Annotated in this window: 21 protein-coding genes; 10 read left to right on the plus strand and 11 right to left on the minus strand. The window is 66.9% G+C overall.

Annotated features, from left to right (window positions below; all coding sequences use genetic code 11):
* Positions 1 to 178 precede the first annotated feature (178 nt).
* Positions 179 to 3,667: an EAL domain-containing protein gene (locus C936_RS0105270; RefSeq protein ID WP_018649279.1), complete on the plus strand. Its 3,489-nt coding sequence runs from the start codon at positions 179 to 181 to the stop codon at positions 3,665 to 3,667.
* 254 nt (positions 3,668 to 3,921) lie between these two features.
* Here C936_RS0105270 and C936_RS0105275 read toward each other — a convergent pair whose 3' ends face one another.
* The 8 genes from C936_RS0105275 to C936_RS0105310 are packed head-to-tail and all read right to left on the minus strand — an operon-like array spanning position 3,922 to position 12,358.
* Entirely contained in the window at positions 3,922 to 4,752 is an 831-nt protein-coding gene (locus C936_RS0105275; RefSeq protein WP_018138656.1) for a symmetrical bis(5'-nucleosyl)-tetraphosphatase, read from the minus strand.
* 8 nt (positions 4,753 to 4,760) lie between these two features.
* On the minus strand, positions 4,761 to 5,153 hold the full coding sequence (apaG, locus tag C936_RS0105280; RefSeq protein ID WP_012983348.1) for a Co2+/Mg2+ efflux protein ApaG: 393 nt from the start codon (positions 5,151 to 5,153) through the stop codon (positions 4,761 to 4,763).
* Positions 5,150 to 6,136 (minus strand): ROK family protein, encoded by a 987-nt coding sequence (locus C936_RS0105285; RefSeq protein ID WP_018175424.1) that lies wholly within the window; start codon positions 6,134 to 6,136, stop codon positions 5,150 to 5,152. The genes apaG and C936_RS0105285 overlap by 4 nt, the downstream gene beginning before the upstream one ends.
* Positions 6,137 to 6,176: 40 nt before the next feature.
* The gene (gene rsmA / locus C936_RS0105290; RefSeq protein WP_018175425.1) at positions 6,177 to 6,968 is read right to left on the minus strand and encodes a 16S rRNA (adenine(1518)-N(6)/adenine(1519)-N(6))-dimethyltransferase RsmA; all 792 of its coding nucleotides are present in this window, start codon (positions 6,966 to 6,968) and stop codon (positions 6,177 to 6,179) included.
* A gap of 8 nt (positions 6,969 to 6,976) precedes the next feature.
* On the minus strand, positions 6,977 to 8,041 hold the full coding sequence (pdxA, locus tag C936_RS0105295; RefSeq protein WP_018175426.1) for a 4-hydroxythreonine-4-phosphate dehydrogenase PdxA: 1,065 nt from the start codon (positions 8,039 to 8,041) through the stop codon (positions 6,977 to 6,979).
* Complete coding sequence (locus C936_RS0105300; protein WP_026182207.1) at positions 8,007 to 9,434, minus strand: peptidylprolyl isomerase; 1,428 nt, start codon at positions 9,432 to 9,434, stop codon at positions 8,007 to 8,009. The genes pdxA and C936_RS0105300 overlap by 35 nt, the downstream gene beginning before the upstream one ends.
* Positions 9,418 to 11,673 carry an LPS-assembly protein LptD gene (locus C936_RS0105305; RefSeq protein ID WP_018649280.1) on the minus strand — a complete coding sequence of 752 codons (2,256 nt, stop codon included), beginning with the start codon at positions 11,671 to 11,673 and terminating at the stop codon, positions 9,418 to 9,420. Before C936_RS0105305 ends, C936_RS0105300 begins: the two co-directional genes overlap by 17 nt.
* A 37-nt stretch (positions 11,674 to 11,710) precedes the next feature.
* Positions 11,711 to 12,358, minus strand: a complete 648-nt coding sequence (locus C936_RS0105310; protein WP_018649281.1) for an adenylate kinase — start codon at positions 12,356 to 12,358, stop codon at positions 11,711 to 11,713.
* A 262-nt stretch (positions 12,359 to 12,620) separates the two neighbouring features.
* Here C936_RS0105310 and ppa point away from each other — a divergent pair, with 262 nt between their 5' ends.
* The 9 genes from ppa to lipB all read left to right on the plus strand — a co-directional run bounded on the left by ppa (position 12,621) and on the right by lipB (position 21,456).
* A complete protein-coding gene (gene ppa, locus C936_RS0105315) occupies positions 12,621 to 13,157 on the plus strand; it encodes an inorganic diphosphatase (RefSeq protein WP_018138663.1) in 537 nt (178 codons plus the stop codon).
* A gap of 104 nt (positions 13,158 to 13,261) precedes the next feature.
* Positions 13,262 to 15,142 carry a penicillin-binding protein 2 gene (gene mrdA / locus C936_RS0105320; protein WP_018138664.1) on the plus strand — a complete coding sequence of 627 codons (1,881 nt, stop codon included), beginning with the start codon at positions 13,262 to 13,264 and terminating at the stop codon, positions 15,140 to 15,142.
* The gene (rodA, locus tag C936_RS0105325) at positions 15,139 to 16,257 is read left to right on the plus strand and encodes a rod shape-determining protein RodA (RefSeq protein ID WP_018138665.1); all 1,119 of its coding nucleotides are present in this window, start codon (positions 15,139 to 15,141) and stop codon (positions 16,255 to 16,257) included. Before mrdA ends, rodA begins: the two co-directional genes overlap by 4 nt.
* The gene (gene mltB, locus C936_RS0105330) at positions 16,254 to 17,279 is read left to right on the plus strand and encodes a lytic murein transglycosylase B (RefSeq protein ID WP_018175429.1); all 1,026 of its coding nucleotides are present in this window, start codon (positions 16,254 to 16,256) and stop codon (positions 17,277 to 17,279) included. The genes rodA and mltB overlap by 4 nt, the downstream gene beginning before the upstream one ends.
* On the plus strand, positions 17,236 to 18,240 hold the full coding sequence (locus C936_RS0105335; protein WP_038038390.1) for a septal ring lytic transglycosylase RlpA family protein: 1,005 nt from the start codon (positions 17,236 to 17,238) through the stop codon (positions 18,238 to 18,240). Before mltB ends, C936_RS0105335 begins: the two co-directional genes overlap by 44 nt.
* 104 nt (positions 18,241 to 18,344) lie before the next feature.
* Positions 18,345 to 19,592, plus strand: coding sequence for a D-alanyl-D-alanine carboxypeptidase family protein (locus tag C936_RS0105340; protein ID WP_018175431.1), 1,248 nt, complete (start codon positions 18,345 to 18,347; stop codon positions 19,590 to 19,592).
* A 12-nt stretch (positions 19,593 to 19,604) separates the two neighbouring features.
* Positions 19,605 to 20,489: a D-amino acid aminotransferase gene (locus C936_RS0105345; RefSeq protein WP_018175432.1), complete on the plus strand. Its 885-nt coding sequence runs from the start codon at positions 19,605 to 19,607 to the stop codon at positions 20,487 to 20,489.
* Positions 20,486 to 20,755 (plus strand): YbeD family protein, encoded by a 270-nt coding sequence (locus C936_RS0105350; RefSeq protein ID WP_017925710.1) that lies wholly within the window; start codon positions 20,486 to 20,488, stop codon positions 20,753 to 20,755. Before C936_RS0105345 ends, C936_RS0105350 begins: the two co-directional genes overlap by 4 nt.
* Complete coding sequence (lipB, locus tag C936_RS0105355; RefSeq protein ID WP_018175433.1) at positions 20,752 to 21,456, plus strand: lipoyl(octanoyl) transferase LipB; 705 nt, start codon at positions 20,752 to 20,754, stop codon at positions 21,454 to 21,456. Before C936_RS0105350 ends, lipB begins: the two co-directional genes overlap by 4 nt.
* Positions 21,457 to 22,286: 830 nt before the next feature.
* Here lipB and lipA read toward each other — a convergent pair.
* The 3 genes from lipA to C936_RS0105370 form a co-directional block, all read right to left on the minus strand.
* The gene (gene lipA, locus C936_RS0105360) at positions 22,287 to 23,243 is read right to left on the minus strand and encodes a lipoyl synthase (RefSeq protein WP_018138068.1); all 957 of its coding nucleotides are present in this window, start codon (positions 23,241 to 23,243) and stop codon (positions 22,287 to 22,289) included.
* A 66-nt stretch (positions 23,244 to 23,309) separates the two neighbouring features.
* The gene (locus C936_RS0105365; protein ID WP_026278815.1) at positions 23,310 to 24,509 is read right to left on the minus strand and encodes an HDOD domain-containing protein; all 1,200 of its coding nucleotides are present in this window, start codon (positions 24,507 to 24,509) and stop codon (positions 23,310 to 23,312) included.
* An 8-nt stretch (positions 24,510 to 24,517) separates the two neighbouring features.
* The gene (locus C936_RS0105370) at positions 24,518 to 25,729 is read right to left on the minus strand and encodes an HDOD domain-containing protein (protein WP_026278816.1); all 1,212 of its coding nucleotides are present in this window, start codon (positions 25,727 to 25,729) and stop codon (positions 24,518 to 24,520) included.
* Positions 25,730 to 25,748: the final 19 nt, after the last annotated feature.

A 25,748-nucleotide genomic window follows, 5' to 3' on the forward strand; every position in this document is an offset into this window, starting at 1 on the left:
GCGGCGCGCCCTGTCGTTTTCTGCTTCGCCTGGCCGCGACCCGGGCTCGGCCCGGGACCGGTGTTACCGGAATTTCTTTCGTGGTTAACTTGGCTCTGTTCACGGCCAGGGCGTTTTGTTGACGTTGATACCCTTCTTTCACCCGCGTACCCATGCTTCCGGACGCTATTCGTTCGCGGTGATCGTACTGGTTTTTGGCGGCGTGCTGACGCTGCTCGCGGCGCTTCAGGTCAAGCAGGTGCTGGATGCCGAGGCGACTGATCGCTTTGCGTTCGCCGCCGATCAGGTGACGATCCGGATCGAGGAGCGACTGGATGCCTACGCCCTGGTGCTGCGCGGGGCCGCAGGATTGTACGACGCCTCCGAGGAGGTCACGCGCGAGGAGTGGCGCGACTACGTGCGCAAGCTCCGGGTATCCGACACCCTCGAGCGCGTGCAGGGGATCGGTTTTTCACGCCTGTTGCGGCCCGACGAGCTGGCCGCACACATCGAGGAGATTCGGGCCGAGGGCTTCCCGGACTACACCGTGTTTCCGCCGGGTCCGCGCGAGACCTACTCCTCGATCGTCTACCTCGAACCTTTCGACGCCCGCAATCAGCGGGCCTTCGGCTATGACATGTTCTCGGAGCCGGTGCGCCGCGAGGCGATGACCCAGGCCCGGGATACCGGGCGTGCGGCGCTGACCGGGCGTGTGCAGCTGGTGCAGGAGACCGAGGAGGACGTGCAGGCCGGTACGCTGATGTACGTGCCCATCTATCGCATGGATATGCCCATCGATACGCCGGGGCAACGGGCCGAGGCCCTGAAGGGCTGGGCCTACAGTCCGTACCGCATGACGGACCTGATGACCGGCATCCTTGGTGACTGGGAACTGATGGAGGGCGAGGGCGTTGGGCTGCGCATCTATGACGGGCCCCAGGTGGATGACGACCGCCTGCTGTTCAGCAACAGCGGCATCGACTCGGAGGTCCCCAGCCGGTTTGCCCAGTCCCGCGAGATCGAGTTCAACGGCCGCATCTGGCGGCTGCAGTTCGATCACCAGGACCCGGATGCGGCGGTGGCCTACACCAGCGCCTGGGGCACGCTGGTGGCCGGGCTGGCGCTGAGCGGCCTGCTGTTCGGGCTGATCCTGTCGATCTCCGGCACCCGGGTGCGCGCCGAGGAGATCGCCCGGCGCCTGACCGACGAGCTCCGCGGGCAGGAGCAGCAGCTGCGCGAGAGCGAATTTCGCTGGCGCTTTGCCCTGGAGGGTTCGCGCAGTGGCCTCTGGGACTGGGATATCGCGCGGGACACGCTCTACTTCTCGCCCCGCTGGCGCGAAATCATGGGGGTGGTCGAGGCCGAACTCGGGGCCTCCCTGGAGGAATGGGAACGGCGCATCCATCCGGATGAAAAGGAGTCGGTGAAGGCCGCGCTGCGGGCCTATCTCGAGGGCCGGCGCGAACGCTACGTCCAGGAGTACCGGGTCCGGCACGCGGATGGTCACTGGATCTGGCTCGAGGATCGCGGCCTGATCGTCAGTCGCGATGCGGAGGACCGCCCGTTGCGGATGATCGGTACCTGCACCGACATCAGCGACCGCAAGAACGACGAGCTCGCCCTGCGCGCGGCCCATGCCGAGTCACAGCGCTTCCGTGATGCGCTGGACTATGTCTCCTCCTACATTTACATGAAGGACCCGCAGGGCCGATACACGTTTGCCAACAAGCCCTGCCTGCGCCTGTTCGGCGCGACGGAGGAGGATCTGCCCGGCAGCACCGACAGCCGTTTCTTCCCTCCAGACACGGTGCGCCGGTTGCGCAAGATCGACCACCGTGTGCTGGACGGCGACCAGACCACCGAGGAGATCGAGGTCATCGAGGAGGATGGCGGCCGCCGAGTGTATCTGGAGATCAAGACCCCGATCCGGGACGACAACGAGCCGGGCCAGATCATTGGCCTGCTGGGGATCTCGACTGATATCACCACCCTCAAGGAGCACGAGCGGCAGCTGGAACGGATCGCCCATTTCGATGCACTGACCGGTCTGCCCAATAGGGTGCTTCTGGCGGATCGCCTGCAGCAGGCCATGGCCCGCTCGCGGCGCCATGGCGAGCACCTGGCGGTCGTCTATCTGGACCTCGACGGGTTCAAACGAATCAACGACACCTTCGGGCATGCGGCCGGGGACCGGATGCTGGTGGAGGTCGCTGCGCGCATGAAGGCGGTCATGCGCTCGGAAGACACCCTCTCCCGCCTGGGTGGGGACGAGTTCGTCGCGGTGCTGATCGACGTCGGCGATCTGCACGGCTGCGAGGCCCTGCTGCAGCGGCTGCTGCAGGCGGCCGCGGAACCCATGCTGCTGGAAGACGACCGGTTGCAGGTCTCCGCCAGCCTCGGGGTGACCTTCTACCCGGAGGCGGACCAGGACCTGGATGCAGACCAGCTTCTGCGTCAGGCCGATCAGGCGATGTATCAGGCGAAGCTGTCGGGCAAAGGGCGCTTCCATGTGTTCGATGCCGAGCGCGACCGCTCGGCGCGCAGCCACCACGAGACCATCGAAGACATCCGCCGCGCGCTGGGGAACGAGGAATTCGTCCTGTTCTATCAGCCCAAGGTGAATATGCGCAGCGGCACGGTCATCGGGTTCGAGGCCCTGATCCGCTGGCAGCACCCGGAGTATGGCCTGCTGTCGCCCGGGGATTTCCTGCCCGAGATCGAGGACCATCCGCTGGCCGTTGATCTCGGCGAGTGGGTGATCGACCGGACCCTGCAGCAGCTGCGGGCCTGGGAGACCGTCGGGCTGTCCACACAGGTCAGTGTCAACATCGCGGCCTACCAGTTGCGCCAGCCGAACTTCGTCGAGCGCCTGGAGCGGCTGCTGCAGCACCATCCGGATCTCGCGCCCGGGCGCCTGGAGTTGGAGGTCCTGGAGACCAGTGCGCTGGGCGACATGGTGGAGATCTCCCGCCGCCTGGAGGGTTGCCGGGCCCTCGGGGTGGGCGTGTCGCTGGACGACTTCGGCACCGGCTACGCCTCGTTGACCTATCTCAAGCGCCTGCCGGCGGGGATGGTCAAGGTCGATCAGAGCTTCATCGGCGATATTCTGGATGATCCCGAGGATCTGGCGATTCTGGACGGGGTCCTGAGCCTGGCCGGGGCCTTCGGCCGGGAGGTGATCGCAGAGGGGGTGGAGACCATTGCCCATGGCGACATGCTGCTGGGCATCGGTTGCGATCTGGCCCAGGGCTACGGCATTGCGCATCCCATGCCGGCGGACCGGATCCCGGCGTGGGTGAACGAGTGGCAGCCACCGGCCCACTGGGCGGACCTGGCTCGGATCCATCGCGAGGCCATGCCTCTGATGTATGCCGCAGTCGCCCACCGGGCCTGGGTCATGCGTGCGGAGGCCTATCTGCAGGGGCAGACTTCTCAGCCGCCGTTATTGGCCGAGGATCGGGACGGATTCGTTCGCGGCCTCGAGCGTGCGGGCTCGCGGCGGGTGGACGAGGCCGAGGCCCTGCTTCAGAGGCACCAGGAGGTCCATGACCTGGCCGGCGAGCTGTTCGCCCTGCGTGAACGCGGTGAGGATAGCCGGGCTCTGGCGCGCCTGCACGAACTGCATGCGGCCCGCGATCGTCTGTTGGACGAACTCTCGGCGTATCTGCACTCGGTCCACGCGGGTTAGAGAAGCACTGATCCAAGTACAAGTCGCATCGGTGCCCGGGTTTTCCGAGGCAAGGCGTCTCGTGGAGCGCGTTACCCGCCCATTGTTGATCAAAAACGGGTGTGCGCACGGTGCTGCGGCTCCCTTGTGCAGATCGATTGCACGGTAGTCACCGCGCCTTGTTCGCACGCGAAAGCGACTCAAGTGCGAGCATGTGCATTGCTCAGTGTTTCCCTGGCGGACGCTCTTTGCGCCGCCGATGGCCACGCTGCGCCTTATTGGCTGCAGGCGGTCTGCCAGGTGCGTACCCGGAAGGGGTCGCGGGTCTCGTCGAGGCGCGCGATCGTCATTGTCCTGCCCCAGACGCAGCCACTGTCCAGTGACAGCCAGCCGGGTCCTCGGCGGTGACCGAGCGCGGCCCAGTGACCGAACACCAGGGACCAGCCTTCGCTTGGGCGGCCCGGCCAGGCAAACCACGGTGTCAGCGTTTCCGGGGCATCTTCCGGTGGCCCATTGCCTGAGAATTCCAGTCCGCCATCGGGCATCAGGTAGCGCATGCGGGTAAAGGAGTTGATCGTGAAGCGAAGGCGATCATATCCGGCCAGCTCCGGGTCCCAGTGGGCAGGCTCGTCGCCGTACATCACCTCGAACAGGGCATGGCGTCGCGCGGGGTCGCGCAGCTCGGCCTCCACCCGCCGGGCCTCGGTCTGCGCGGTTTCGAGATCCCAGCCCGGCGCAATGCCGGCATGCACCAGGGTCCAGCCAGCGTCGGAATCCGTGTGCAACAGGGGACGCTGCGCCAGCCAATCCAGCAGCTCGGCGGCATCCGGGGCGTCCAGCACGGGGCGCAGGGTGTCCTTGTTGCCGGGGGTGCGGACACCCTCGGCCGTGGCCAGCAGGTGCAGGTCGTGATTGCCTAGCACGGCGGTCGCGGCATCGCCCAGGGCGCGTACGTAGCGCAGGCAGCCAAGCGAGTCTGGTCCCCGGTTGACCAGGTCACCCACCAGCCACAGGTGATCCGTGGCGGGGTCGAAACGGACCTGCTCCAGCAGGCGTTCCAGCGGGTCCAGGCAGCCCTGGAGGTCACCAACCGCGTAAAGGGCCATGCCCTGGCCTAGTGAAGCGTACGGGGTACGGAGAGGGTGAAGGGCGGGATCGGCGCCTCGAAGGTGTTGCCGCGTTCGTCCTGCATGCCGTAGCTGCCCTCCATGGTGCCGACGGGTGTCTCGATTACCGTGCCGCTGGTGTACTCGAAGCTGTCCCCCGGCTCGATGCGTGGCTGCTCGCCCACCACGCCCTCGCCGCGCACCTCCTGCGTCTGGTCGCGGCCATCGCGGATGATCCAGTGGCGGTTCAGCAGTTGCACGGTCAGCGCGCCGGAGTTACGGATCGTGATGTGGTAGGCGAACACGTAGCGGTCGTCGTCGGGCTCCGACTGGTCCTCGACATAGGCCGTGGCGACCTCGATCTCGATGGCGTGTTCTTCGGTTTCGCGGGGCGAATTCATTCGGTTGCAGCTCCTGTCTGGAACCAGGCGCTGACGGCAGCGCCCAGCAGGCCGGGTTCAGGGTGCATGATAAGGGACACGGGCAGTCGCTCAAGCAAGTGGGTCATCGGTGGGCGATTATGCAGGGCCCGCAGAAACGTCGTGTCCTGGAAGTAATCGGCCCAGCGCGGGGCGATCCCGCCGGCCAGGTATAGCCCACCGGTGGGCAGCGCAGTCAGGGCCATGTCGGCTAGTTGTCCCGCATAGATCGTTACAAAACGCTGGACGACCGCGAGGGCCGCTGCATGGCCGGCATCGGCCAGGTCACTGATGGCGGCGGCCGGGTCGGCCGCGGTCAGCGCCCGCGCCAGCTCGCCATCGTCCCGGCGTGCCAGTTCAAAGCGTGCAATGCGTGCAATGCCGCGGCCGCTGAGCAGGTGCTCGCGGGTGCAAAGCCCTTCCTCGGCGCTGACGAACGCCGCGAGTGCCGCCTCGTTGGCGTCGGCCGGGGAAAAGCGTGCGTGCCCCCCTTCGCCGGGATGGATGGCGGGCTGCTGGCGCGGGCCGACCAGGCAGGTCCCGAGACCCGTTCCGGCCCCGACCACCAGGCGCAAACCCTCTGGATCGGCCGCTGCGTTCTGCAGGGTGATCCGGTCTTCGGGTTCCAGGGCATCCAGGCAGGCGCCGACAGCGGCGAAATCGTTGATCAGGGCGACCGGGATACCCAGTGCCTGTTCGAGGGCATACGCATCCAGTTCGGGCCAGTCGAGGTTGGTCGCGCGGGCCCGACCGCTCTGAACGGGGCCGGCCAGGGCCAGTCCGGCAGCGGCCAGCGGCTCGGCCGGTTCGACCTCGTTGCGCCAGACCTCGAGGATGTGGTCCAGGTCGGGAAAGTCGCGGCTGGGGTAGCGGCGGATGTCGTGCAACGACCAGTGCGCGCCGCCGCGGCGCGCACGTGCGACCCGGGTGCGGGTACCTCCGATGTCGGCCACCATGAAGTCCATGGGTCCATCATAGCGGATCGCGGTCCGCTGGCGGGGCCGGTCAGCTGGGCGCGACCATTCGCGCCAGCGCTGCGAAGCCGTGGACGTCCACGGTCTCCGGGCGGGCGCCCGGGTCCAGATCGGCGGCCTCGATCCGGGAGGCATCCACCAGCCCGGACAGCCCCCGCCGCAGGGTCTTGCGGCGGTTGGAGAAGGCCTGATTCACGACCTTTGCGAACGCCGGATACAGTGCGCTGTCCACCAGCGGCGCCTCCAGTGGTGTGATGCGCACGACCGCGGAGTGGACCTTGGGCGGCGGGTGGAAGGCGCCGGGGGGAACCCCGAACAGCGACTGGGCCCGGGCGCGCGCCGCGAGCATGACCGTCAGTCGGCCATAGGTCTTGCTGCCGGGGGCGGCGGTCATGCGCTCGACCACTTCGCGCTGCAGGAGGAAATGCATGTCGCGGATGGCCTCCATCTGATCGAGCAGGTGGAATAGCAGGGGGGTCGAGATGTTGTAGGGCAGGTTGCCCACGACCCGCCAGCCACCCTCCGGTGTTGGGCCAAGGCTTGCCAGGTCCAGATCCAGCGCGTCGCCCACATGGAGCTCCAGGCGCTCCGGGGCAAAGGCGGCACGCAGGCCGGCCGCCAGGTCACGGTCAATCTCCACCGCGACCAGACGATTCAGGCGCTCCAGCAAGGCGCCCGTCAGGGCCCCCCGGCCGGGGCCGATCTCCAGCACCGGGTCGTCGGGGTGCGGGGCGATCGCGCCGACGATGCGCGCGAGCACGGCCTGATCATGCAGGAAGTTCTGGCCGAACCGCTTGCGGATCGGCGGCAGCGCGCTACCCATGTGCGGTATCACCCATGGGCGTGCGCGGCCTGTGCCTGCAGGCGATGGCGGGCCAGTTCCCGAGCCAGGCCCTCGGCCGCGAGGAAGCTGCCGACCTCTGCGCGGCCGCTGCCGGCCAGGTCGAGGGCCGTGCCGTGATCGACCGAGGTGCGCACGAAGGGCAGCCCCAGGGTCACGTTGACTGCATGCCCGAATCCTGCGTGCTTGAGCACCGGGAGCCCCTGGTCGTGATACATCGCCAGTACCGCATCGACCTCGGCGAGGGCGCGCGGGGTGAAGGCGGTATCCGCGGGCAGAGGCCCGCGCAGGTCCAGGCCCTCGGCGCGCAGCCGGTCGAGCGTGGGGGTGATGACCTCGATCTCCTCGCGCCCCAGTACACCGTCCTCGCCGGCGTGCGGGTTCAGTCCGCACACGCCGATGCGCGGGCGTTCGATTCCGAAGTCCTCGGCCAGATCGTGGTGCAGTACGCGGGCGACCGCCTCGATGCGCTCCGGCGTGATCGCGTCGGGGACGTCGCGCAGGGACAGGTGGGTAGTCACCAGTGCGACCCGCAGGGATTCGGTGGCCAGCATCATCACGGGCATGGGCGCGCCGGCGCGTTCGGCCAGCCACTCGGTATGACCACTGAACGGGATGCCGGCACGGTTGATCACGCCCTTGTGCACCGGGCCGGTGACCATCGCGTCGAAGGTGCCATCGAGACAGCCATCGGCGGCGGCGGCGAGCATTGCCAGTACGCCTTCGGCGTGCCGGGGGTCGAGGGTGCCCGTCTGCACCGGGCCGCCGGCCGGGACCGCGACGATCTCCAGGGCCCCGCGCGCCGTAGCGGTGCGCGGTCGTTCGGGGTCGAAGGGGATCAGGTGGATCGACCGGCCCAGTTGCTGCGCCCGCTGCTCGAGTACATCCGGGTCCCCGATGGCGACGCGCTGGGCGCCACCGCCAGGCTCGTGGGCCAGGGCAATCAGCAGATCTGGCCCGATCCCGGCTGGCTCGCCGGCGGTCAGTGCCAGACGCGGGATTGCACCCGGCGTCCGGGCGTCAGGAGCCGAAGCCGTCAACGCGGTACTCGACATAGGCCTCGTCGCGCAGGCGCCGCATCCACAGCTCGATCTCTTCCTCGCGCTTGCGGTTTTGCAGGATCTCGCGGGCACGGGCGCGGATCTGCTCGCGCGAGGTGTCGACCTCGCGGTGGTCGAGGACCTCGATGATGTGCCAGCCGAACTGGCTCTCCACCGGCTCGCTGATCTCGCCCGGCTGCAGGGCGTTCATCGCCTCCTCGAACTCGGGCACTAGCTCGCCGGGGCTGATCCAGCCGAGCTGGCCGCCCTGGGCAGCGGAGCCGGGGTCGTCGGAGTTTGCGCGGGCCAGGGCCTCGAAGTCGCTGCCCTCGCGGATGCGGTTGTACAAGGACTCGGCCTGGCGGCGGGCCTCCTCGTCGCTGCGGACCTGGTCCGGGCTGATCAGAATGTGGCGTACCTGCGTCTGCCGGACGCGGGTCTGGTCGCCCCCTTCGCGGTCCACCAGCTTCATGACGTGGAAGCCATTCGGCGAGCGCAGCACGTCGCTGATCTCGCCGGTGCGCATCAGCACGGCCTCGCGGGCGAATACGGAGGGGATTTCGCCGGCGGTGCGCCAGCCGAGGTCGCCGCCCTCCAGGGCATCCGGGGCATCGGATTCGGAGATGGCCACACTGGCGAAGTCCTCACCCTCGCGCACCCGCTGGCGCAGTTCGCGGGCCTTTTCGCGCGCAGTGGCGATCTGGCTGGAGTCCGCGCCGCGCGGCAGCGAGACCTGGATGTGCGCGATGCGATAGCGCACGCCGCGGTCGATGGCGCCGCTTTCCGAGGCGATCAGGTCCGCGATTTCCTGGTCGCTGACGCGAATCTGGTTGTCGACCTGGCGACGCTGCAGCTGGTTGACGGTCAGTTCGTTGCGAATCTGTTCGCGGAAGGCGTTGAAGTCGACGCCGTCCTGCAGCAGGGCCTGACGCAGCTGCGGCAGGTTCATGCGGTTTTCGCGCGCGATGTTCTCCATCGCCCGGTTCAGGGTCATCTCGTCGATGTTGATGCCGACCCGCTCGGCCTCCTGCAGCTGAACGCGCTCGACGATTAGCCGTTCCATGACCTGCCGGGCGAGGGTGTCACGATCCGGCGGGCGGGTGCCGCGCTCCATCATTTGCTGGGCGACCAGGTTCATGCGCTCGACCAGTTCGCGCTGGGTCACCACGTCGTCGCCGACCACGGCGAGGATGCGATCGGTGAATTGATCCCCCTCCGGTGGCGTGATGGGCGCGGCCGGCGCACCGGCCTCGGAGGCGGCCCCCGGGGTGACCGGGGCCTCGACGGCGTCCTCGGGCTGTTCGCCGCCGGGAACCTGCGCCTGTGCGGACAGGCCGAGGCTCATAAGCACGGCGCCCAGTAGCGGGAGCCAGGAGGCCCGGCGGTGTTGGTCAGGGGAGTGCGTCATATCCGGCTATACCCTCGCTCAAAAGCGAATCCACGCCGGAGTCGAAACGTCCGAGTCCGTCCAGCGTGAGTTGGAAATAAATCGAGTTGTCGTAGGTCTCGTCGAAGTCGTAGGCGCGGCGGGCGACCACTCGGATGCCATAGCAGCAACTACGATACTGAAGGCCGGCCAGAAGTTCGAGATCACGCTCCTCCTGCAGGCTGTAATTCCAGCGCCCGATCGCATCGATGCGTGGGGTCACGGGCCACAGCACGGAGACATCGGTCTGGTCGATGGAGCGGTTGCCGGCCTCGCGCTGACGATACCCCACGTTGATGCGGGCGCGAGCGCTCGGGCTGTAGCTGACCGACAGTGCTGTGAGGGTGGTCTCGCCTTCGTCCTGGTTGTACAGGATGGAGCCCCGGCCGCTCCAGGCATCGCCGATGCGCACGCGGCCCTCAAGGGCGAGATCCGAGCGGGACTCCGTCAGCGGATCGCCGTCAGGAGCGCGGCGGACCTCACGATCTTCGAAGTAGCGAATCTGGCCGGCGGACAGGCTCATCCGTTCCTGGCCGGTCTGCTCGTCGAAGATGCGGGTGGTCAGCGCGGTGGTCAGCTGGTGGGTATCGCCGACCCGGTCGGCGCCGACGAAGCGGTCGAGGCTGAACAGGTTGTCGAAGCTGAAGTCCGCCTCGCCGGTGTCGAAGACCGGGATATCGGTCTGGTCGACGAACGGGACATAGCCGTAGAAGATCCGCGGTTCCAGCGTCTGCAGGCGACGCCCGTCCTGGATCGGACGTTCGAAGACCAGACCGGTGTCGATCGATGCCCGCGGCACGGTGCGGCTGATCGACTCGGGTCCTGGCTCGCCCCGGCGGTCCAGTTCGTAATGGGTATAGCGCACCCCGGCGCTGGGCTCAAAGAAGAAGCCCCCAGTATCGAAACGCCAGGAGGCCGTGGGGTTGAGGTCGAAGCGCGTGCCCAGGGGTTCCAGCGAGTCGCTCTCGCTGCGCTCGAAGCGCACCAGTTCGGTGTCCAGGTCCCAGGCCAGTCCGCGCCCCAGATACTCGCCCGCCTCCAGGGTGATCTGCGGCAGGCGCTGGTAGGGCTCGCGCTGGGCCCGCAACTCGGGGTCGATGATCTGGTAGTCCTCGATGCGGGTGCGCAGGCGGTAGGCCGGCTGGTTGTAGGTCAGGTCCGCCCGGCGGCGCAGATAGGGGGTGCTGCCGGAGTAGCGGTCGGCGCCACCGAAGTCGCGGAAATACTCGCTGTCGGAGGCGTCGGCGGCGTCCAGGCGAAAGCGCAGGTCCGAGGTCAGGCGGCTCTGGTGAAACCACTGCACGTAGTGCCGGTCGTCGCCGAATACGCGGTCGCTCGGCAGGTAGCGGATATCGGCCACGCCCTCGTGGCGGGGCTGCAGGTAGCGGAACTCGGTGCCGAGCTTCACCCCGCGGTCCGTCATGACGCGCGGGGTGAACGTCGCGTCGTAGTTCGGCGCGATGTTCCAGTACCAGGGCGTGCTGATGTCGACCCCGTGTCTTGAGCTGACCCCGGCGCTGGGCAGCAGGAAGCCGCTCTGGCGGCGGTCGTCCAGCGGGAAGTGGATGTACGGCGTGTAGGCGATGGGCACGCCCTTGAAGTCAATGCGGGCGTTGCGGGCAACCCCGATGCCGCGTTCGCGGTCCAGTTCCAGATCTCGTGTGCGCAGCCACCAGCTGTCGTTGTCGATCGGGCAGGTGGTGTACTCGGCGTCCTCGAACTCGTGCAGGTGGGGCGCGAGCTGGATGCCCACCCCGGCGCTGCCACGTGCCGGCACGGACTGCACCAGGTAGTCGATGCGCCGGAATTCCCCGGTTTCTTCGTCCAGGCGGTACTCGCCACCGTCGGTGTGCAGCAGCAGGTCGCCGTCGAACAGCCGGGTGTCACCCTCGGTGCGAGCCACGCCCGTCGCCCGGTCGTATTCGAGGAATTCGGTATCCAGGCGACGTCCTTGTTCGAAGAGCTGGACGTTTCCGCGGGCGCTGATCAGTTCACCCTCTCGGCGTACGTAATCGGCGTCGATATCAGTGATTTCGGCCGCGAGCTCGCGCATCTCGGGCCACTCCATGCCGGGGGCGAAGTCGCAGCCCGGGGGGCGCTCCATCCGCTCGAGTCCGGCCTGTGCCGCCGTGGCCGTGACGCCGAGCACGCAGGCAATGATGGTCCGCGCCGTGGCCCGGCGGTGCAGTGGGCGTGCGTAGCCGTCAGGCGATGGCGTCATGCGGGTTTCAGTCTGGGGAAACACGGATCATGCTGGATCAGTGTTTCCCCAGCAGCTGGCGGACTTCGTCGAAGATCAGTGCAATGTCGCGGGTGCCATTCACATGCTTGAGCAGGCCGCGGCGGGCGTAGTATTCGATCAGCGGCTGGGTCTGTTCTTCATAGACCTTCAGTCGATTGACGACCGTCTTCTCGGTGTCATCGGCGCGGTGGACGAGTTCGCCACCGCACAAATCACAAACCCCTTCCTGCTGGGGCGGGAAGGTATGGGAGTTGAATACCGCGCCGCAATCGCCGCAGGAGACGCGTCCGGTCAGGCGCTGTTTCAGTTCATCGAACGGCACATCGATCTGGATCGCCTGGTCCAGCGGTGCGCCGAGCTTCTCGAGCATGGTGTCCAGGGTCTCGGCCTGGGCGACGTTGCGTGGAAAGCCGTCGAGGATGAAGCCCTTTTGTGCGTCCGGTTCCTGCAGCCGGTCGCGGATCAGGCCCAGGACCAGGTCGTCGGGTACGAGCTGGCCGGCGTTCATCGCGCTTTCGACCTGCTTGCCCAGTTCGGTCTGGGCGGCCATTGCGGCGCGCAGCAGGTCGCCGGTGGAGATTTGGGGGATACCGAAGGTGGCGACCATCTTCTTGGCCTGGGTGCCCTTGCCGGACCCCGGTGCGCCCATCAGGACGATACGCATGGCTGACTCCTGCTGCCGGGTGCGACGCCGAACCGCAGCACAAGCCGGGTACGAGGCGGCACGGTGAATGGCTATCGTGAAAGGGCCGCGGTGGTGCGGCGCAAACCGTTTCCCGAGCGCGGTCTTATACCGCCTGAGGGTAATCGGCCGCAACCGCTCAATACAGCCCGTGGCTCCCTGGCCTGACGGCGACGGGTGCCATTGCGGAGGCTCTCCCCTGTATAATGCCCCGCTCTTCAAAATAATCGGAATATACTCAAGCATGGACCTCAACCAGATCGAAGCCGGCAAGGATCTCCCCAACGACATCAACGTGGTGATCGAGATCCCCACCCAGGGCCAGCCCGTCAAGTACGAGATGGACAAGGACAGCGGGGCTCTGGTGGTCGATCGCTTTATGGCGGTCGCAATGTTCTACCCGTGCAACTACGGATTCATCCCGAACACGGAGTCGGAAGACAACGACCCGGTGGACGTGCTGGTGATCACCCCGGTGCCGCTGTTGCCGGGCTCGGTCGTGCGCTCGCGCCCGATTGGCATGCTGAAAATGACCGACGAGGCCGGGGTCGACGCGAAGATCCTGGCGGTTCCGGTGAGCAAGCTGTGCACGCAGTCCGAGCGATTCAAGGGCCCGGAAGACGTGCCGAAGGAACTGCTGGACTCGATCAAGCACTTCTTTGAGCGCTACAAGGAGCTGGAGAAGGGCAAGTGGGTCAAGGTTGAGGGCTGGGTAGGCGCCGAAGAGGCCAAGGCGGAGATTGTTGCCAGCTACAAGCGTTACCAGAAGAGCAAGATCTGAGCCGGTAGCGGCCCGGCGTCAGCGCGTGGCGTGGATCGTCCCCGTATCCCCGGGGTCGGGGGTCGCCGGGTGCGCGGCGTTCGTTGTTGTGGCGGTCCGCTGAGATGGCCGGGCGCGATGACTACGGGCAGGAACAACAGGACCAGCAGCGGTATGCCGTGCGCATCCTGCTGGCACTGGTCCTGCTCGCCGCGGTCCTGCTCCTGATCGGCTGGCGCCTGTCGGGGCTTCAGGTCGGCGCGCATACCCATTTCACCACGCTGTCGGAGAACAACCGGCTGCGGGTGGAGCCGATTGCGCCCAGTCGCGGTGTGATCCGGGATCGCAATGGTCAGTTGCTGGCGGGCAACCGCGCCTCCTACCAGCTGGAGGTGACGGTTGAACAGGCTGGCAATCTCGATGACCTCCTGGAACGACTGCATGACTTTGTCGAGCTCTCCGACGCGGATATCGAACGCTTCCGCCGCGGCGTGCGTCAGCGCCGACCCTTCCAGCCGGTGCTGCTCAAGGCGGGCCTGGACGACACCACGGTGGCCAGGATCGCGGTCTCGCGGCACGAGTTGCCGGGGGTGGAGATCGAGGCCCGTCCGATGCGCTTCTATCCGCTCGGTGACAAGTTCTCGCATGTGGTCGGGTACGTGGGCCGGATCAACGAGCAGGACCTGGCACGGGTGGACCCGCGTGCCTACGCCGGCAGCTCGCATATCGGCAAGATCGGCATCGAGCGCTACTACGAGGACCTGCTGCACGGCCGCCCGGGCTACCGTCAGGTAGAGGTGAATGCCCAGGGACGGGTGATCCGCGAGTTGTCGGTGACACCACCGGAGGCCGGTACCGACATTACGCTCACCATTGACGCGGACCTGCAGCGTGCCGCTTACCGGTCGCTGGCGGGCCGGCGGGGTGCGATTGTCGCCCTGGACCCGAACAACGGCGAGGTGCTGGCGCTGGTTAGTGCCCCGGGATTCGACCCCGAGATGTTCGTGCACGGCATCTCCCAGGCCGCCTTTTCCGATCTTCAATCTGACCCCGCGCGGCCGTTGTTCAATCGCGCCCTGACCGGGCAGTATCCGCCGGGCTCCACGGTCAAACCCCTGGTGGGGCTGGCCGCGCTGGACGAGGGGATTACCACCGCGGATCGACGGATGTTCGCCCGTGGCTATTTTCAGATCCCCGGCCATGAGCGTCGCTATCGTGACTGGCGCCGGGAGGGGCATGGCTGGGTCGACATGTCGCGCGCCATCGCGGTCTCCTCTGACGTGTATTTCTACGACCTTGCGCATACGATGGGGATCGACCGCATGGTGCCGATGCTGGGGGCATTCGGGCTTGGGCAGCGCGTCGGTATCGACGCCACGGGCGAGCGCGCAGGTATCCTGCCCAGCCGTGACTGGAAGCGAGCGACGCACGACCAGGTCTGGTTCCCCGGCGAGACCCTGATCACCGCGATTGGCCAGGGCTACATGCTGTCGACACCGCTGCAGATGGCGGACTTCACGGCGACGCTGGCCGGGCGCGGGCAGCGCATCCAGCCGCGCCTGCTGCAGTCGATGGACAATGGCAACGGCGAACTCGAACGGCTGCTGCCGCAGCCTCGCGAGCCGGTGCAGGCGGCCCCGGAGCACTGGGACACGATTCACGAATCACTGATCGAGGCCGTACATACGCGCCATGGCACCGCCTGGGGTTCGATTGGCAGCCGCCCGCCGACGAACTACCGCATCGCGGGCAAGACCGGCACTTCGCAGGTCTTCGGGCTGGGCCAGGACGAGGAGTACGACGAGGACGAGCTGCCCCGGCATCTGTGGGATCACGCCCTGTTCGTGGGCTATGCGCCCGCGGACGATCCGCAGATCGCGGTGGCCGTGCTGGTCGAGCACGGCGGCTCGGGCGGTCGTGTGGCGGCCCCGGTAGCCCGCGAGGTGATGGACGCCTTCCTGAAAGGCGATGCCGGAATGACGCTCGACGTGGCGGAGGACGAATGATCAGCGTGACGGGGCGCGAGATGCCGCTAGGGCAGTGGGTGCTGGGGCGCCTGCGCCTGGATGGCGTGCTGCTGGTGCTGATCGGCATCTTGCTGCTGGTGGGGCTGGCGGTGCTGTTCAGTGCCTCCGGCGAGAGCATGATTGCCCTGGAGCGTCAGGCCATGCGCATCGGACTCGGCGTGACCGCGATGGTGCTGGTCGCGCAGATCCCGGTGCGCACCCTGCGGTCCCTCGCGCCTTGGCTGTTTGTGGCTGGTGTCGCGCTACTGCTGGCGGTCATGGTCGCCGGCGAGATCGGCAAGGGGGCGCGACGCTGGCTGGATCTCGGCTTCATGCGCTTCCAGCCCTCCGAGATCATGAAGCTGGCGGTGCCGATGATGGTCGCCTGGTACCTGTCCACTCGCAACGATCGGCCGCGTTTTCGCGACCTGCTGGTGACGGTGCCCCTGATCCTGGTGCCCGTTTTTCTGATCATGCGCCAGCCGGATCTGGGGACCGCGATGCTGGTGGGTGCCGCTGGTTTCCTGGTGATTTTCCTGGCGGGGCTGAGCTGGCGCTGGTTCGTCGGGCTGGGACTGGCCGCGGCCGCCGCGATCCCGGCGTTGTGGTTGCAGATGCATGACTATCAGCGCCAGCGGGTGCTGACCCTGTTCAATCCGGAGTCGGATCCGCTGGGGACCGGTTATCACATCATCCAGTCGAAGATCGCGATCGGCTCCGGCGGGCTGTACGGCAAGGGCTGGCTGAATGGCACGCAGTCGCACCTCGACTTTCTGCCCGAGCGTTCCACGGATTTCATTTTTGCGGTATACGCCGAGGAATTCGGGTTTATCGGTGTCGCACTCCTGTTGTTGCTGTATTTTGCGATCGTGGCGCGCGGGCTGTGGATCTCGGCCCTCGCTCAGGATCGCTTCGCCCGTTTGCTGGGCGGTAGCCTGGCGCTGACCTTCGCCGTCTATATGGTGGTCAACATCGCGATGGTGACAGGGCTTCTGCCCGTGGTCGGCGTGCCGCTTCCGCTGGTGAGCTACGGCGGCACATCATTGGTGACGCTTATGGTCGCCTTCGGTATTCTCATGAGCATTGCGTCGCAAAAGCGCCTGGTGAATCGATGACCCTCAACCTCCGCCCGCTGGGCACCCTTCGTTCCGTCCTCTTGCAGGCCGGGTTGATCCTGTCACTGGGGGCCTGCTCCCTGTCGAACGTCTCGGGGTCCGAGTTTCGCGCCGGTGATCCGCCGTACCTGGAGCGCGAGGAGGTCCAGGCCTTTATCGACGAACAGGTCGAGGCGGGCATGGATCGCGACGAGCTGGAGAGTATGTTCGCCGAGGCCGATCCCCAGCAACGCATCCTCGACCTGATCTCGGCCCCTGCCGAGGCGCGCCCCTGGAAGGACTATCGCCCGATCTTCGTGAACGACCTGCGCATCGAGCGCGGCGAGCGCTTCATGGAAGAGCAGGCCGAGACCCTCGCGCGCGCCGAGGAGACCTTCGGCGTCGAGCAGGCGATGATCACGGCGATCATCGGCGTGGAGACCAACTACGGGCGCAACACCGGGGGCTTCCGAGTGTTCGATGCGCTGGTCACGCTGGGATTTGACTACCCGCCGCGCGCGGACTTCTTCCGCCGCGAACTGGGCGAGTTTTTGACCCTGGTGCAGGAGGAGGACCTGGATGTCCGCGAGACACGGGGCTCCTACGCCGGCGCGATGGGGCGCGGACAGTTCATCTCGTCCAGCTACCGTCACTACGCGGTGGACTTCGACGGCGATGGTCGCCGGGACCTGCTGAACTCCTGGCCGGATGCGATCGGCAGTGTCGCCAACTACTTCCGCGAGCATGGCTGGCAGACCGGTGAGCCGGTGGTGGCACGCGCCCGGGTCGAGGGGAATGCCCACGAGGAGCTGATCAGCCGCAATTACCAGGCCCGCTTTGATCTCGACGAACTCGCCGAGCACGGCATCTATCCCGACGAGTCCGTGGCCGAGGACGGGAAGTACTCGTTCATTCGCCTCGAGGGCGAGGACGGGTATGAATACTATCTTGGCTATCCCAATTTCTATGTGATCACCCGCTACAACCGGAGCCCGCTGTATGCGATGGCCGTCCACCAGCTGGCCGAGGCCTTTGCCGAGTAAACGGTGCCGCCCTGGCGCGGCCGCCGCCGCGCCGGCGGTGTTGTTCGCGCTGATGCTGGCCGGCTGCTCGTCGGCCCCCGATCGCAAGGCAGACCCGGATCGCCCGCTGGGCGATGCGGCGTATGACGCCTACCCGGACCCGGATGACATCCCGCAGGATCTGGCGCTGATCCCCGACGCAGTGCCGACCGACGAGCCCCCGAGTCGCTACGGGAACCCGCCCGAGTACGAGGTCTTCGGGCAGCGCTACCGTACCCTGCGCACCAGCACCGGCTTCGAGGAAGAGGGTCTGGCCTCCTGGTACGGGACCAAGTTCCACGGCCGGCGAACCTCCAGTGGCGAGCCCTACGACATGTATGCGATGACGGCAGCCCACAAGACGCTGCCGCTGCCGACTTATGTCGAGGTCGTGAACCTGGAGAATGACCGTCGCGTGATTGTGCGGGTCAATGATCGCGGACCCTTTGTGGATGAACGCATCATCGACCTCTCCTATGCGGCGGCGCATCGGCTGGACATGACCGATGCCGGTGTGGCCCCGGTGCGCATTCGTGCCGTGGGGCCGGAAGACGTCGATTCGCCGCGTGTGGCCGAATCGCGCCCGCCAGTGCCGGAACCCATCGTGCTCGCCGAGGCCAGCCAGGGGGGCGGCAGCAGCCCGGTCGCGACATCGTCTGATGACGCGCGCGCTGCTTCCGAAGCGAACGCCCCAGAGGCCGCCGCGAACAACGGCCGCTGGGTGCAGATCGGGGCGTTTTCCGAACGCCGAACGGCGGAGGAGATCCGGCGCGATCTCGAGGCCCTGGGCTTCGAGTCGATCGAGATCTCGACGCTGGAACGCGACGAGCAGGCGGATCTGCATCGGGTGCGTATCGGCCCGCTGGAAGAGGTCGAGCTGCAGGAGGCGACCGAGCGCCTGCAGGAGGCCGCCCACGTCGACTACCGCATCGTTGACGACTGACATCGCGTATCGCTCAGTTTTTGTGCCGCCGGGCCCGTTTGCGTTCATCTGCTCGGGCCCGGTCTGCTATCGTTAGCCATCTCTACAGGAGGCCTCGAACCACCATGATCCCCCCGCTCCATTCTGTCGCCCGCCGCGCCCTGATGACCCTCTCCCTGGCCGTGTGCGTTGCCGCCATGCCGGCGATGGCGGGTGAGCCCCTGCCGGTTCCGGGCAGTGGTGGGGCTATGCCAAGCGGGACCCCCAGCCCGCCCTCTGACGTGACGGCGAAGAGCTATGCGCTGATGGACTTCGATTCCGGTCTGGTGCTGGCCTCGCGCGAGGCGGATGTTGATCGCGAACCCGCGAGCCTGACCAAGCTGATGACGGCCTACGTCGTGTTCGGCGAGATTCGCGACGGGCGGCTGGGGCTCGAGGACACGGTGACCATCAGCGAGCGGGCCTGGCGCACGGGTATGCGGGGCGCGTCGCGCATGTTTATTGAGGTCGGCGACGAGGTGAAGGTCGAGGACCTGCTGCGCGGGATGATCATCCAGTCCGGAAACGATGCCTCCACCGCGCTCGCCGAGGCTGTGGCCGGTTCCGAGGGGGCGTTCGTCGACATGATGAACAGCCAGGCGCGTGAACTCGGGATGATGAACTCGTATTTCACCAACTCGCACGGGCTGCCTTCCGATGAGCCGCAATCCACCTCTGCTCAGGATATGGCGCTGCTGGCTCGGGCGCTGATTCGCGAGTTCCCCGACCTTTACGGCTATTACAGCGAGCGCTCGTTCGAGTTCAACGATATCTCGCAGAGTAACCGCAACATGCTCCTTTGGCGTGACGCCGGTTTCGATGGCCTGAAGACCGGCTGGACCTCTGCGGCCGGTTACAACCTGGTCTCGTCGGCGAAGCGCAGCGATCGCCGCCTGATCGCCGTGGTGCTGGGCATCGAGGCCTCCAACCACCAGGAGGGTGGTACGCGTCGGGCCAACGAGTCGCAGGCCCTGGTCAACTGGGGCATGCGTTTTACCGAACCCCAGCGTCTGTTCGAGGCGGGGACGCAGCTGGGCAGCCCGCGCATCTATCGTGGTGCGGATAGCGAGGTGTCCGTCGGGCTGGCCGAGGATTTCTGGGTGATCGTGCCCCCGGGCCGCGGTGACAACCTTGAGGCCACAATGGAATTGAACCAGCCGCTGGAAGCGCCGCTGGCCGCAGGGGCCGCCGTGGGCGAGGTGCAGGCCCGTCTCAATGGCGAGTTGATCGGGCAGCAGCCGGTCGTCGCCCTTGAAGAGATCGAGGAGGGCGGGCTGGTGCGTCGCCTATGGGATGGTGCTGCCTTGTCGCTGCGCTCGGTCTGGCCGTTCTGACTCGGGGCGAGTGTGAGCGTTGCGTATTTCAATGGCGACTTCATGCCGCTCGAATCCGTGCGTATCTCCCCGCTGGATCGCGGATTCCTGTTCGGGGACTCGGTCTACGAGGTAATCCCCAGCTACGCCGGCCAGCTGTTTCTGCTGACGGAACACCTTGAGCGGCTGCAGCGCTCGCTGGACGCCATCCGCCTCGAATCGCCGCTGTCGTTCGACCAGTGGCGGGGCATGCTGGAGGAGCTCGTCCGGCGCAACGAGGGGGATGTGCCCATCGATCTCGGGCTGTACCTGCAGGTCACGCGAGGCGTCGCCCCGCGCGACCACGCCTTTCCCGCCGGCGGGCCGCCCACGGTCTTTGCGATGGCGAATCCGATCGCGCCACTGCCGGGCACGATCCGCCAGGCCGGGGTCGCGGCGGTGACGGGGCCCGATACGCGCTGGTCCCGCTGTGACATCAAGGCCACTACGCTGCTGGCCAACGTGCTCGCCCGTCAGGAGGCCCGCGAACAGGATGCAGTCGAGGCCATCCTGTTGCGCGACGGTCAGGTGACGGAGGGTGCGGCCAGCAACGTGTTCGCCCTCGTCGACGGCACGCTGGTTACGCCTCCGCTGGCATCATCGCTGCTCGCGGGGGTAACAAGGGCCCTGGTCCTGCGCTTGGCCGCCCAGTGCGGTCTCGATGTTGTGGAGCGTGATCTGTCCGAGTCCCAGTTGCGTGCGGCCGACGAGATCTGGCTGACCAGTTCCACCAAGGAGCTCCTGCCGGTTTGTCGGCTCGACGGCCATCCGGTCGGAGCCGGGGTCCCGGGCCCGGCCTGGCAGGCCGTTCATGCCGCGTATCAGCAGGCAAAGCGCGACGCTCACCCGTCCCGGGCACCAGTCGAGGGGTGCGCATGACAGACGAGCGCGAAAGCCTGATCGAGTTTCCCTGTCGTTTTCCGATCAAGGTCATGGGCGACTCGCACCCGGAGCTCCTGGAGGCCGTGGAGGCCTGTGTGGCCGAGCATGTGCCGGACCCGGACGACGCCGTGATCCAGCAGCGCGCCTCCAGTGGCGGGCGTTTCGTCGGCATCACCATCACCTTCACCGCGACCAGTCAGGCCCAGCTCGATGACCTCTACCGGGCCCTGGGGCGCTGCGACCGGGTCCGCATGATCCTGTGACCGGTCCGCTCGTCCCCGTGGCCCGCCTGCTGGGTATGCAGCCCTACGTACCTGTCTGGCAGGCGATGCAACTCCAGGCCCGGGAGCGCGATGCGACCCGGCCGGACGCGTTCTGGTGCGTCGAACACCCCCCCGTTTTTACCCAGGGCCGTAATGGCCGCCCCGAGCATCTGCTGGACCCCGGCGCGACGCCGGTGGTCGCGATCGATCGCGGCGGGCAGGTGACCTGGCACGGCCCCGGGCAACTGGTCATCTACACGCTGGTGGATCTGCCGCGACTGGGGGTCGGGGTCCGGCGTCTGGTCGAAGGCCTGGAGCAGGCGGTGATCGATACGCTCGCGCAATGGGGTATCCACGCGCAGCGCCGGGAGAAGGCGCCAGGGGTATATGTGGACGGGGCCAAGATTGCGGCGCTCGGGCTGCGCATCCGGCACGGGCGCAGCATCCATGGGCTGGCGCTGAACATCGCCCCGGATCTGGCGCCGTTTCAGCGCATGAACCCCTGTGGCTATCCCGGCCTCGCCGCGACCTCCATGCAGCATCTGCTCGGCCCGGTGGACGCCACCCGCGTCCGCGAGCAACTGCTCGCCCATCTAGCCGAACAGCTGTTTCCCGCCGCGGTCGCGAGCATCAGGCATGAACCCTCTTTGCCGCCCGAGCTCGTCCGTATTCTGGCGCTGGGGCGTTGTCCCGCATCCTGAGGCTGGGCCTGGTTCGTCCTCTGGAGTTTACGGTGGCTTCGTCCGGCCGCCTGCCTGCGCTGTTTCGGCAGCGCGCCGCGAGGTACTTTCTTGCTTGCCCAAGAAAGTACCCAAAGAAGGGCACCCGGATTCCGCCCGGGGACCTTGCTCCAGGGTCCTCGGGCCGGCGGCGCTGAAACTCGCTACGCCTTCGGCTTCGCTCAGACAGTCAGCGCCTCTTTTCCGTCCCGAGGACCCTTCCGCAAGGGGCTTCATACGGGGGATGAAGGTCAAGACAACGGCCGCTCTGACGTTCGTGCCAATGGATGGAGGCAAGGTGTTCCGACATCCTGGGCACGCGCGGCCTGCAGCCCTGGCGTGCCGCGCCCGCCAGCGGGCGCCAGACCCCATCGTAGGATGTGATGAGCGCAGCGAATCGCATCAGGGTTGCCCCGACGTTGGCACGGTGCGTTTCGCTACGCTCAACGCACCCTACGGCGTACGGGATAGGCAGAAGCGCTGGAAGACAACTGGTTTTGATCTTCCCTCCCGATATGAGCCCCTTGTGGAGGGCGTGACAGGACGGAGAAAAGGCGCTGACTGTCTGAGCGAAGCGACAGCGTAGCGAGTTTCAGCGCCGCCGGCCTGGCGCGTCCGGAGCAAGGTTCCTGGGCGAATCCCGGGCGTGTTTCTTGGTTACTTCTTTGCACGAGCAAAGAAGTAACTCGCGGCGCGCTCGCGAGTGAGCGCAGGCAGGCGGTGGCCCGAAGCCACCGTAAACTCCAGAGGTCAAACCAGGTCCCGCCTCAGGGCACGGGACAGCGCCCCAGCGGGAGGGGGCACAGGGCGGGTCAGGCTGTTTCGAGGCCCTGGGCCTGGAGGTCGGCGTGGTAGGAAGAGCGCACCATGGGCCCGCTGGCCACCTGCTTGAAGCCCATTTCGCGTGCGGCCTCGCCGAGGTCGTCGAACTCCTCCGGTGCCAGGAAGCGCGTGACCGGAAGATGATGGCGCGAGGGCTGCAGGTACTGCCCCAGGGTCAGCATGTCGCAGCCGTGTTCGCGCAGGTCCGCCAGGACCTCCAGCAGCTCCTCGCGGGTCTCGCCGAGCCCGAGCATCAGACCGGACTTGGTCGGCACCCCGGGGTGCTGTTCGCGGAAACGCTTCAGCAGCTCCAGCGACCATTGATAGTCGGCGCCGGGACGCGCCTCGCGGTAAAGCCGCGGGATCGTCTCGAGATTGTGGTTGAAGACGTCCGGCGGGGCCTGGTGCATGATCTCCAGCGCCCGGTCCATGCGGCCGCGGAAGTCGGGCACCAGGATCTCGATCTTCGTGTTCGGATTCAGCGTGCGGACCTCGCGGATGCAGTCCACGAAGTGGCCGGCGCCACCGTCACGGAGGTCGTCGCGATCCACCGAGGTGATGACCACGTACTTCAGGCCCAGCGCCTGGATGGTCTCCGCCAGGTGGCGGGGCTCGTCGGGGTCGAGGGCCTCGGGGCGGCCGTGGGCGACATCGCAGAACGGGCAGCGGCGGGTGCAGATGTCACCCATGATCATGAAGGTGGCGGTGCCGTGGGCGAAGCATTCGCCCAGGTTCGGGCAGCTCGCCTCTTCGCAGACGGTGTGCAGCTTCTGGTTGCGCAGGATGCGCTTGATACGCTGCACCTCGGGCCGAGCCTGGCTCTGGGCGCGGATCCACTTCGGTTTGCGCTGCGGCTGCTCGGTCGGGCTGATCTTGACCGGGATGCGCGCGACCTTGTCGGCGGCGCGTTGTTTTTCGCCAGGTTGGGGTCGTGTTCGAGTGGTCATAGGGTCTTCCCTGAATGGGTTGCGGTCGCTCCGCCCGATCAGGGGGCGATAGCGGCGCGATCGGGGTCAGGCGACCTCGCGGATCAGCGCGTCAATCTCGCGGCGGGCCGTGTCGATTGCCGGCAGCTGGCCGTCGTCGTCGAGCACAAAGCCGAATCGTGCCACGGCGTTCAACTTGGCCAGTGGCGTCCGGTCCGCCAGGGCGTCGTCGCCATCGCGCGTGCAGGCGCTGCGAGCGATGCGCACGATATCGGTCAGGGGTGCTGCCGTAGCGGTTTCCGGGCCACCGGAATCGCGAATGGCCGCCATGATATCGGAAGCCAGGCCCCACTGTTGAGCAACCAGTTCGCCGATCAGGCCTTCCAGGCGATAGAGGATGCGCTCGATGTCCTCGGCACTGCGGTCGGGGTGGCTGCGGGCGACCTCGCCAATGATGGGCAATGCGCCGACGCGATGCAGCAGGCCGGCCAGCAGGGCCTTTTGCGGATCGACTGCCTCGCTCTGGTCAGCCAGCACGCAGCTGATCGCCGCGATTCGGGCCGAACGGCGCCACAGGCGTTCCAGCAGGCCGTGATAGGGGCTGTCGCGCTGGATGAAGACCTGGTGCGCGGCGAGCGCCATCACCAGTTGCCGGGTCCGTTCCAGGCCGAGACGGGAGACCGCGTCGGCCAGCCGCGAGACCTCGCGCTGACTCCCCATCGCCGGGCTGTTGGCCACCGACAACAGGCGCGCGGCGACACTGGGGTCTTCCTCGATGATGCGGGTGACCCGCTCGATATCGACGTCCGGGTCCTTCAGCGCCGCCTGCAGGTGCAGTGCCACTTCCGGCAATTGCGGCAGTTGCAGTTCGCCGGAGAAGGCGCGGGTGTAGATGCTGGTGAACAGCTCGCCCTCAAGGTCGGACAGCTCGATCTCGCTGACCTCCACACCTTCGCGCGCGCCATCGATCAGGTTTTCGTAGACCTTGCGGTCGAACAGGGCGATACGCCCGCTACTCGCCGCGATCGCGTGGCTGTGGTAATCGCGTTCGTTGAACAGTGGGTTCAGGGATTCCGGGCTGCCGCCCTTGAGGATGACCGACTGGCCGTCGTCAGACAGGATTACCCGGCCTTCAAGGAGAAAGATCAGGTGGCGCCATTCGTCACGCGCATGCAGCTTCAGGCCGGGCTTGATGTCCAGGGTGCTGGCGTGCTGGAGGAGCTTGTGGCGCGCACGCTCGCCGAGGTCGGCGAACGGGACCAGTTGTGGAAGACGTTCCTCGATCACCGACACCTCTACATATCAAAGAGTTTTTGCAATTCCGCCAGGTCGGCGGCCCGGGCCTCCAGGAAGGCGATCGGTTCCCCGGGGGCGGGGGCATCGATGCCCAGGAGTTCGAAAGCCTTGACCTCGGACGGGGCCGGCAGTTCCTTGCCCTCGGCCTGCAGCGCGGCGTACTGGGCGACCAGCGCGATGCTGGCATAGTCGGGTTCCGCCGGCCGGTAGCCCCAGTCGCTGCTGTGCTCCGCGACATTGACCAGGTCTCCGCCCAGGTCCCAGTAGTTGATAACCAGTACGCCAGCCAGATTGCGCAGGCGGCGAACCAGACGGGCCACCCGCTCGGGCTCCGGGTGGTCCTCGCGTACCTCGATGAACTGGATGATCGGGATGGCCCCGATGCCGGCCACCAGGCCGGCGAGCAGCGCGCGCTCGCGGTCCAGCAGCTTCAGGGAATCGGCCACCAGATAGGCATAGGCCGATTGCAGTACCCCGTGCTGCCAGACCGCCTCCATCGCCTCGCGTGTAGCCGCATGACGGGCCTTGAAGGCCTGTCGCATAGCCATGTTCATGGCCAGCATGCGGGTATTGCGAAAGCCCAGGCGCGTGACCGCGTCCCGTACCGACTGGATCTGCTGCGAGCCGCGGAACAGCGGGCTGTTCGTGGCGTGCAACAAGGCCCCGGCGATGGTCCCGTCGCGCTGGATGACATCGGTCAGCTTGTCGATGTCCGCGTCTGGATCCTTGGTCAGCTCCTGGATGCGCAGGGCGACCTCGGGCATGGTCGGCAGCTCCAGACGATTGCTGGTGATCAAGTCGTACAGCTCGCCGAAAAAGGCGCCTTCCGTGTCATCCAGCTCGGTGTCGTGCATTACCAGCGAGGCACTGTGGGCCTGCTCCAGCGCCCCTGTGGGCACCTCCAGCATGCGGCAGGGCTTTTCGGTGATGATGAAATCGTGCTGGCCGGCCCCGCCGTCGAACATCTGCAGGGGCGGCTCGCTGTTGCCATCGCTGACGGTAATGCGCGAAGGGGTGCCGCCGCTGACGCGTACCAGTTGGCCGCTCAGCAGAAACAGGTGCCGGTCCGCGACGTCCTTGGGCCGCAGCCGCTTGCCAGCGGGCAGCTCCGGGCTCGCGCATGCCTGGGCCAGTTCCGCGCGGGCGGATTCCGACAGGTGCGCGGTGAGGTCCATTTCCTGGAGCAGACTGTCGATGGTCGTCGTGTCCATGAGCGATTCCGTTGCCTGT

Source organism: Thioalkalivibrio sp. ALJ4 (assembly GCF_000377225.1).
In the GTDB taxonomy this organism is placed as follows: Bacteria; Pseudomonadota; Gammaproteobacteria; order Ectothiorhodospirales; family Ectothiorhodospiraceae; genus Thioalkalivibrio.

Excerpts from the sequence above, each read along its gene's own strand:
- C936_RS0105275 (WP_018138656.1), bottom strand. The coding sequence starts at position 4,752 with ATGGCCCTTTACGCGGTTGGTGACCTCCAGGGCTGCCTGGACCCGCTG.
- apaG (WP_012983348.1), bottom strand. The coding sequence starts at position 5,153 with ATGAATTCGCCCCGCGAAACCGAAGAACACGCCATCGAGATCGAGGTC.
- C936_RS0105285 (WP_018175424.1), bottom strand. The coding sequence starts at position 6,136 with ATGGACTTCATGGTGGCCGACATCGGAGGTACCCGCACCCGGGTCGCA.
- rsmA (WP_018175425.1), bottom strand. The coding sequence starts at position 6,968 with ATGGGTAGCGCGCTGCCGCCGATCCGCAAGCGGTTCGGCCAGAACTTC.
- pdxA (WP_018175426.1), bottom strand. The coding sequence starts at position 8,041 with ATGTCGAGTACCGCGTTGACGGCTTCGGCTCCTGACGCCCGGACGCCG.
- C936_RS0105300 (WP_026182207.1), bottom strand. The coding sequence starts at position 9,434 with ATGACGCACTCCCCTGACCAACACCGCCGGGCCTCCTGGCTCCCGCTA.
- C936_RS0105305 (WP_018649280.1), bottom strand. The coding sequence starts at position 11,673 with ATGACGCCATCGCCTGACGGCTACGCACGCCCACTGCACCGCCGGGCC.
- C936_RS0105310 (WP_018649281.1), bottom strand. The coding sequence starts at position 12,358 with ATGCGTATCGTCCTGATGGGCGCACCGGGGTCCGGCAAGGGCACCCAG.
- ppa (WP_018138663.1), top strand. The coding sequence starts at position 12,621 with ATGGACCTCAACCAGATCGAAGCCGGCAAGGATCTCCCCAACGACATC.
- mrdA (WP_018138664.1), top strand. The coding sequence starts at position 13,262 with ATGGCCGGGCGCGATGACTACGGGCAGGAACAACAGGACCAGCAGCGG.
- rodA (WP_018138665.1), top strand. The coding sequence starts at position 15,139 with ATGATCAGCGTGACGGGGCGCGAGATGCCGCTAGGGCAGTGGGTGCTG.
- mltB (WP_018175429.1), top strand. The coding sequence starts at position 16,254 with ATGACCCTCAACCTCCGCCCGCTGGGCACCCTTCGTTCCGTCCTCTTG.
- C936_RS0105335 (WP_038038390.1), top strand. The coding sequence starts at position 17,236 with ATGCGATGGCCGTCCACCAGCTGGCCGAGGCCTTTGCCGAGTAAACGG.
- C936_RS0105340 (WP_018175431.1), top strand. The coding sequence starts at position 18,345 with ATGATCCCCCCGCTCCATTCTGTCGCCCGCCGCGCCCTGATGACCCTC.
- C936_RS0105350 (WP_017925710.1), top strand. The coding sequence starts at position 20,486 with ATGACAGACGAGCGCGAAAGCCTGATCGAGTTTCCCTGTCGTTTTCCG.
- lipA (WP_018138068.1), bottom strand. The coding sequence starts at position 23,243 with ATGACCACTCGAACACGACCCCAACCTGGCGAAAAACAACGCGCCGCC.
- C936_RS0105370 (WP_026278816.1), bottom strand. The coding sequence starts at position 25,729 with ATGGACACGACGACCATCGACAGTCTGCTCCAGGAAATGGACCTCACC.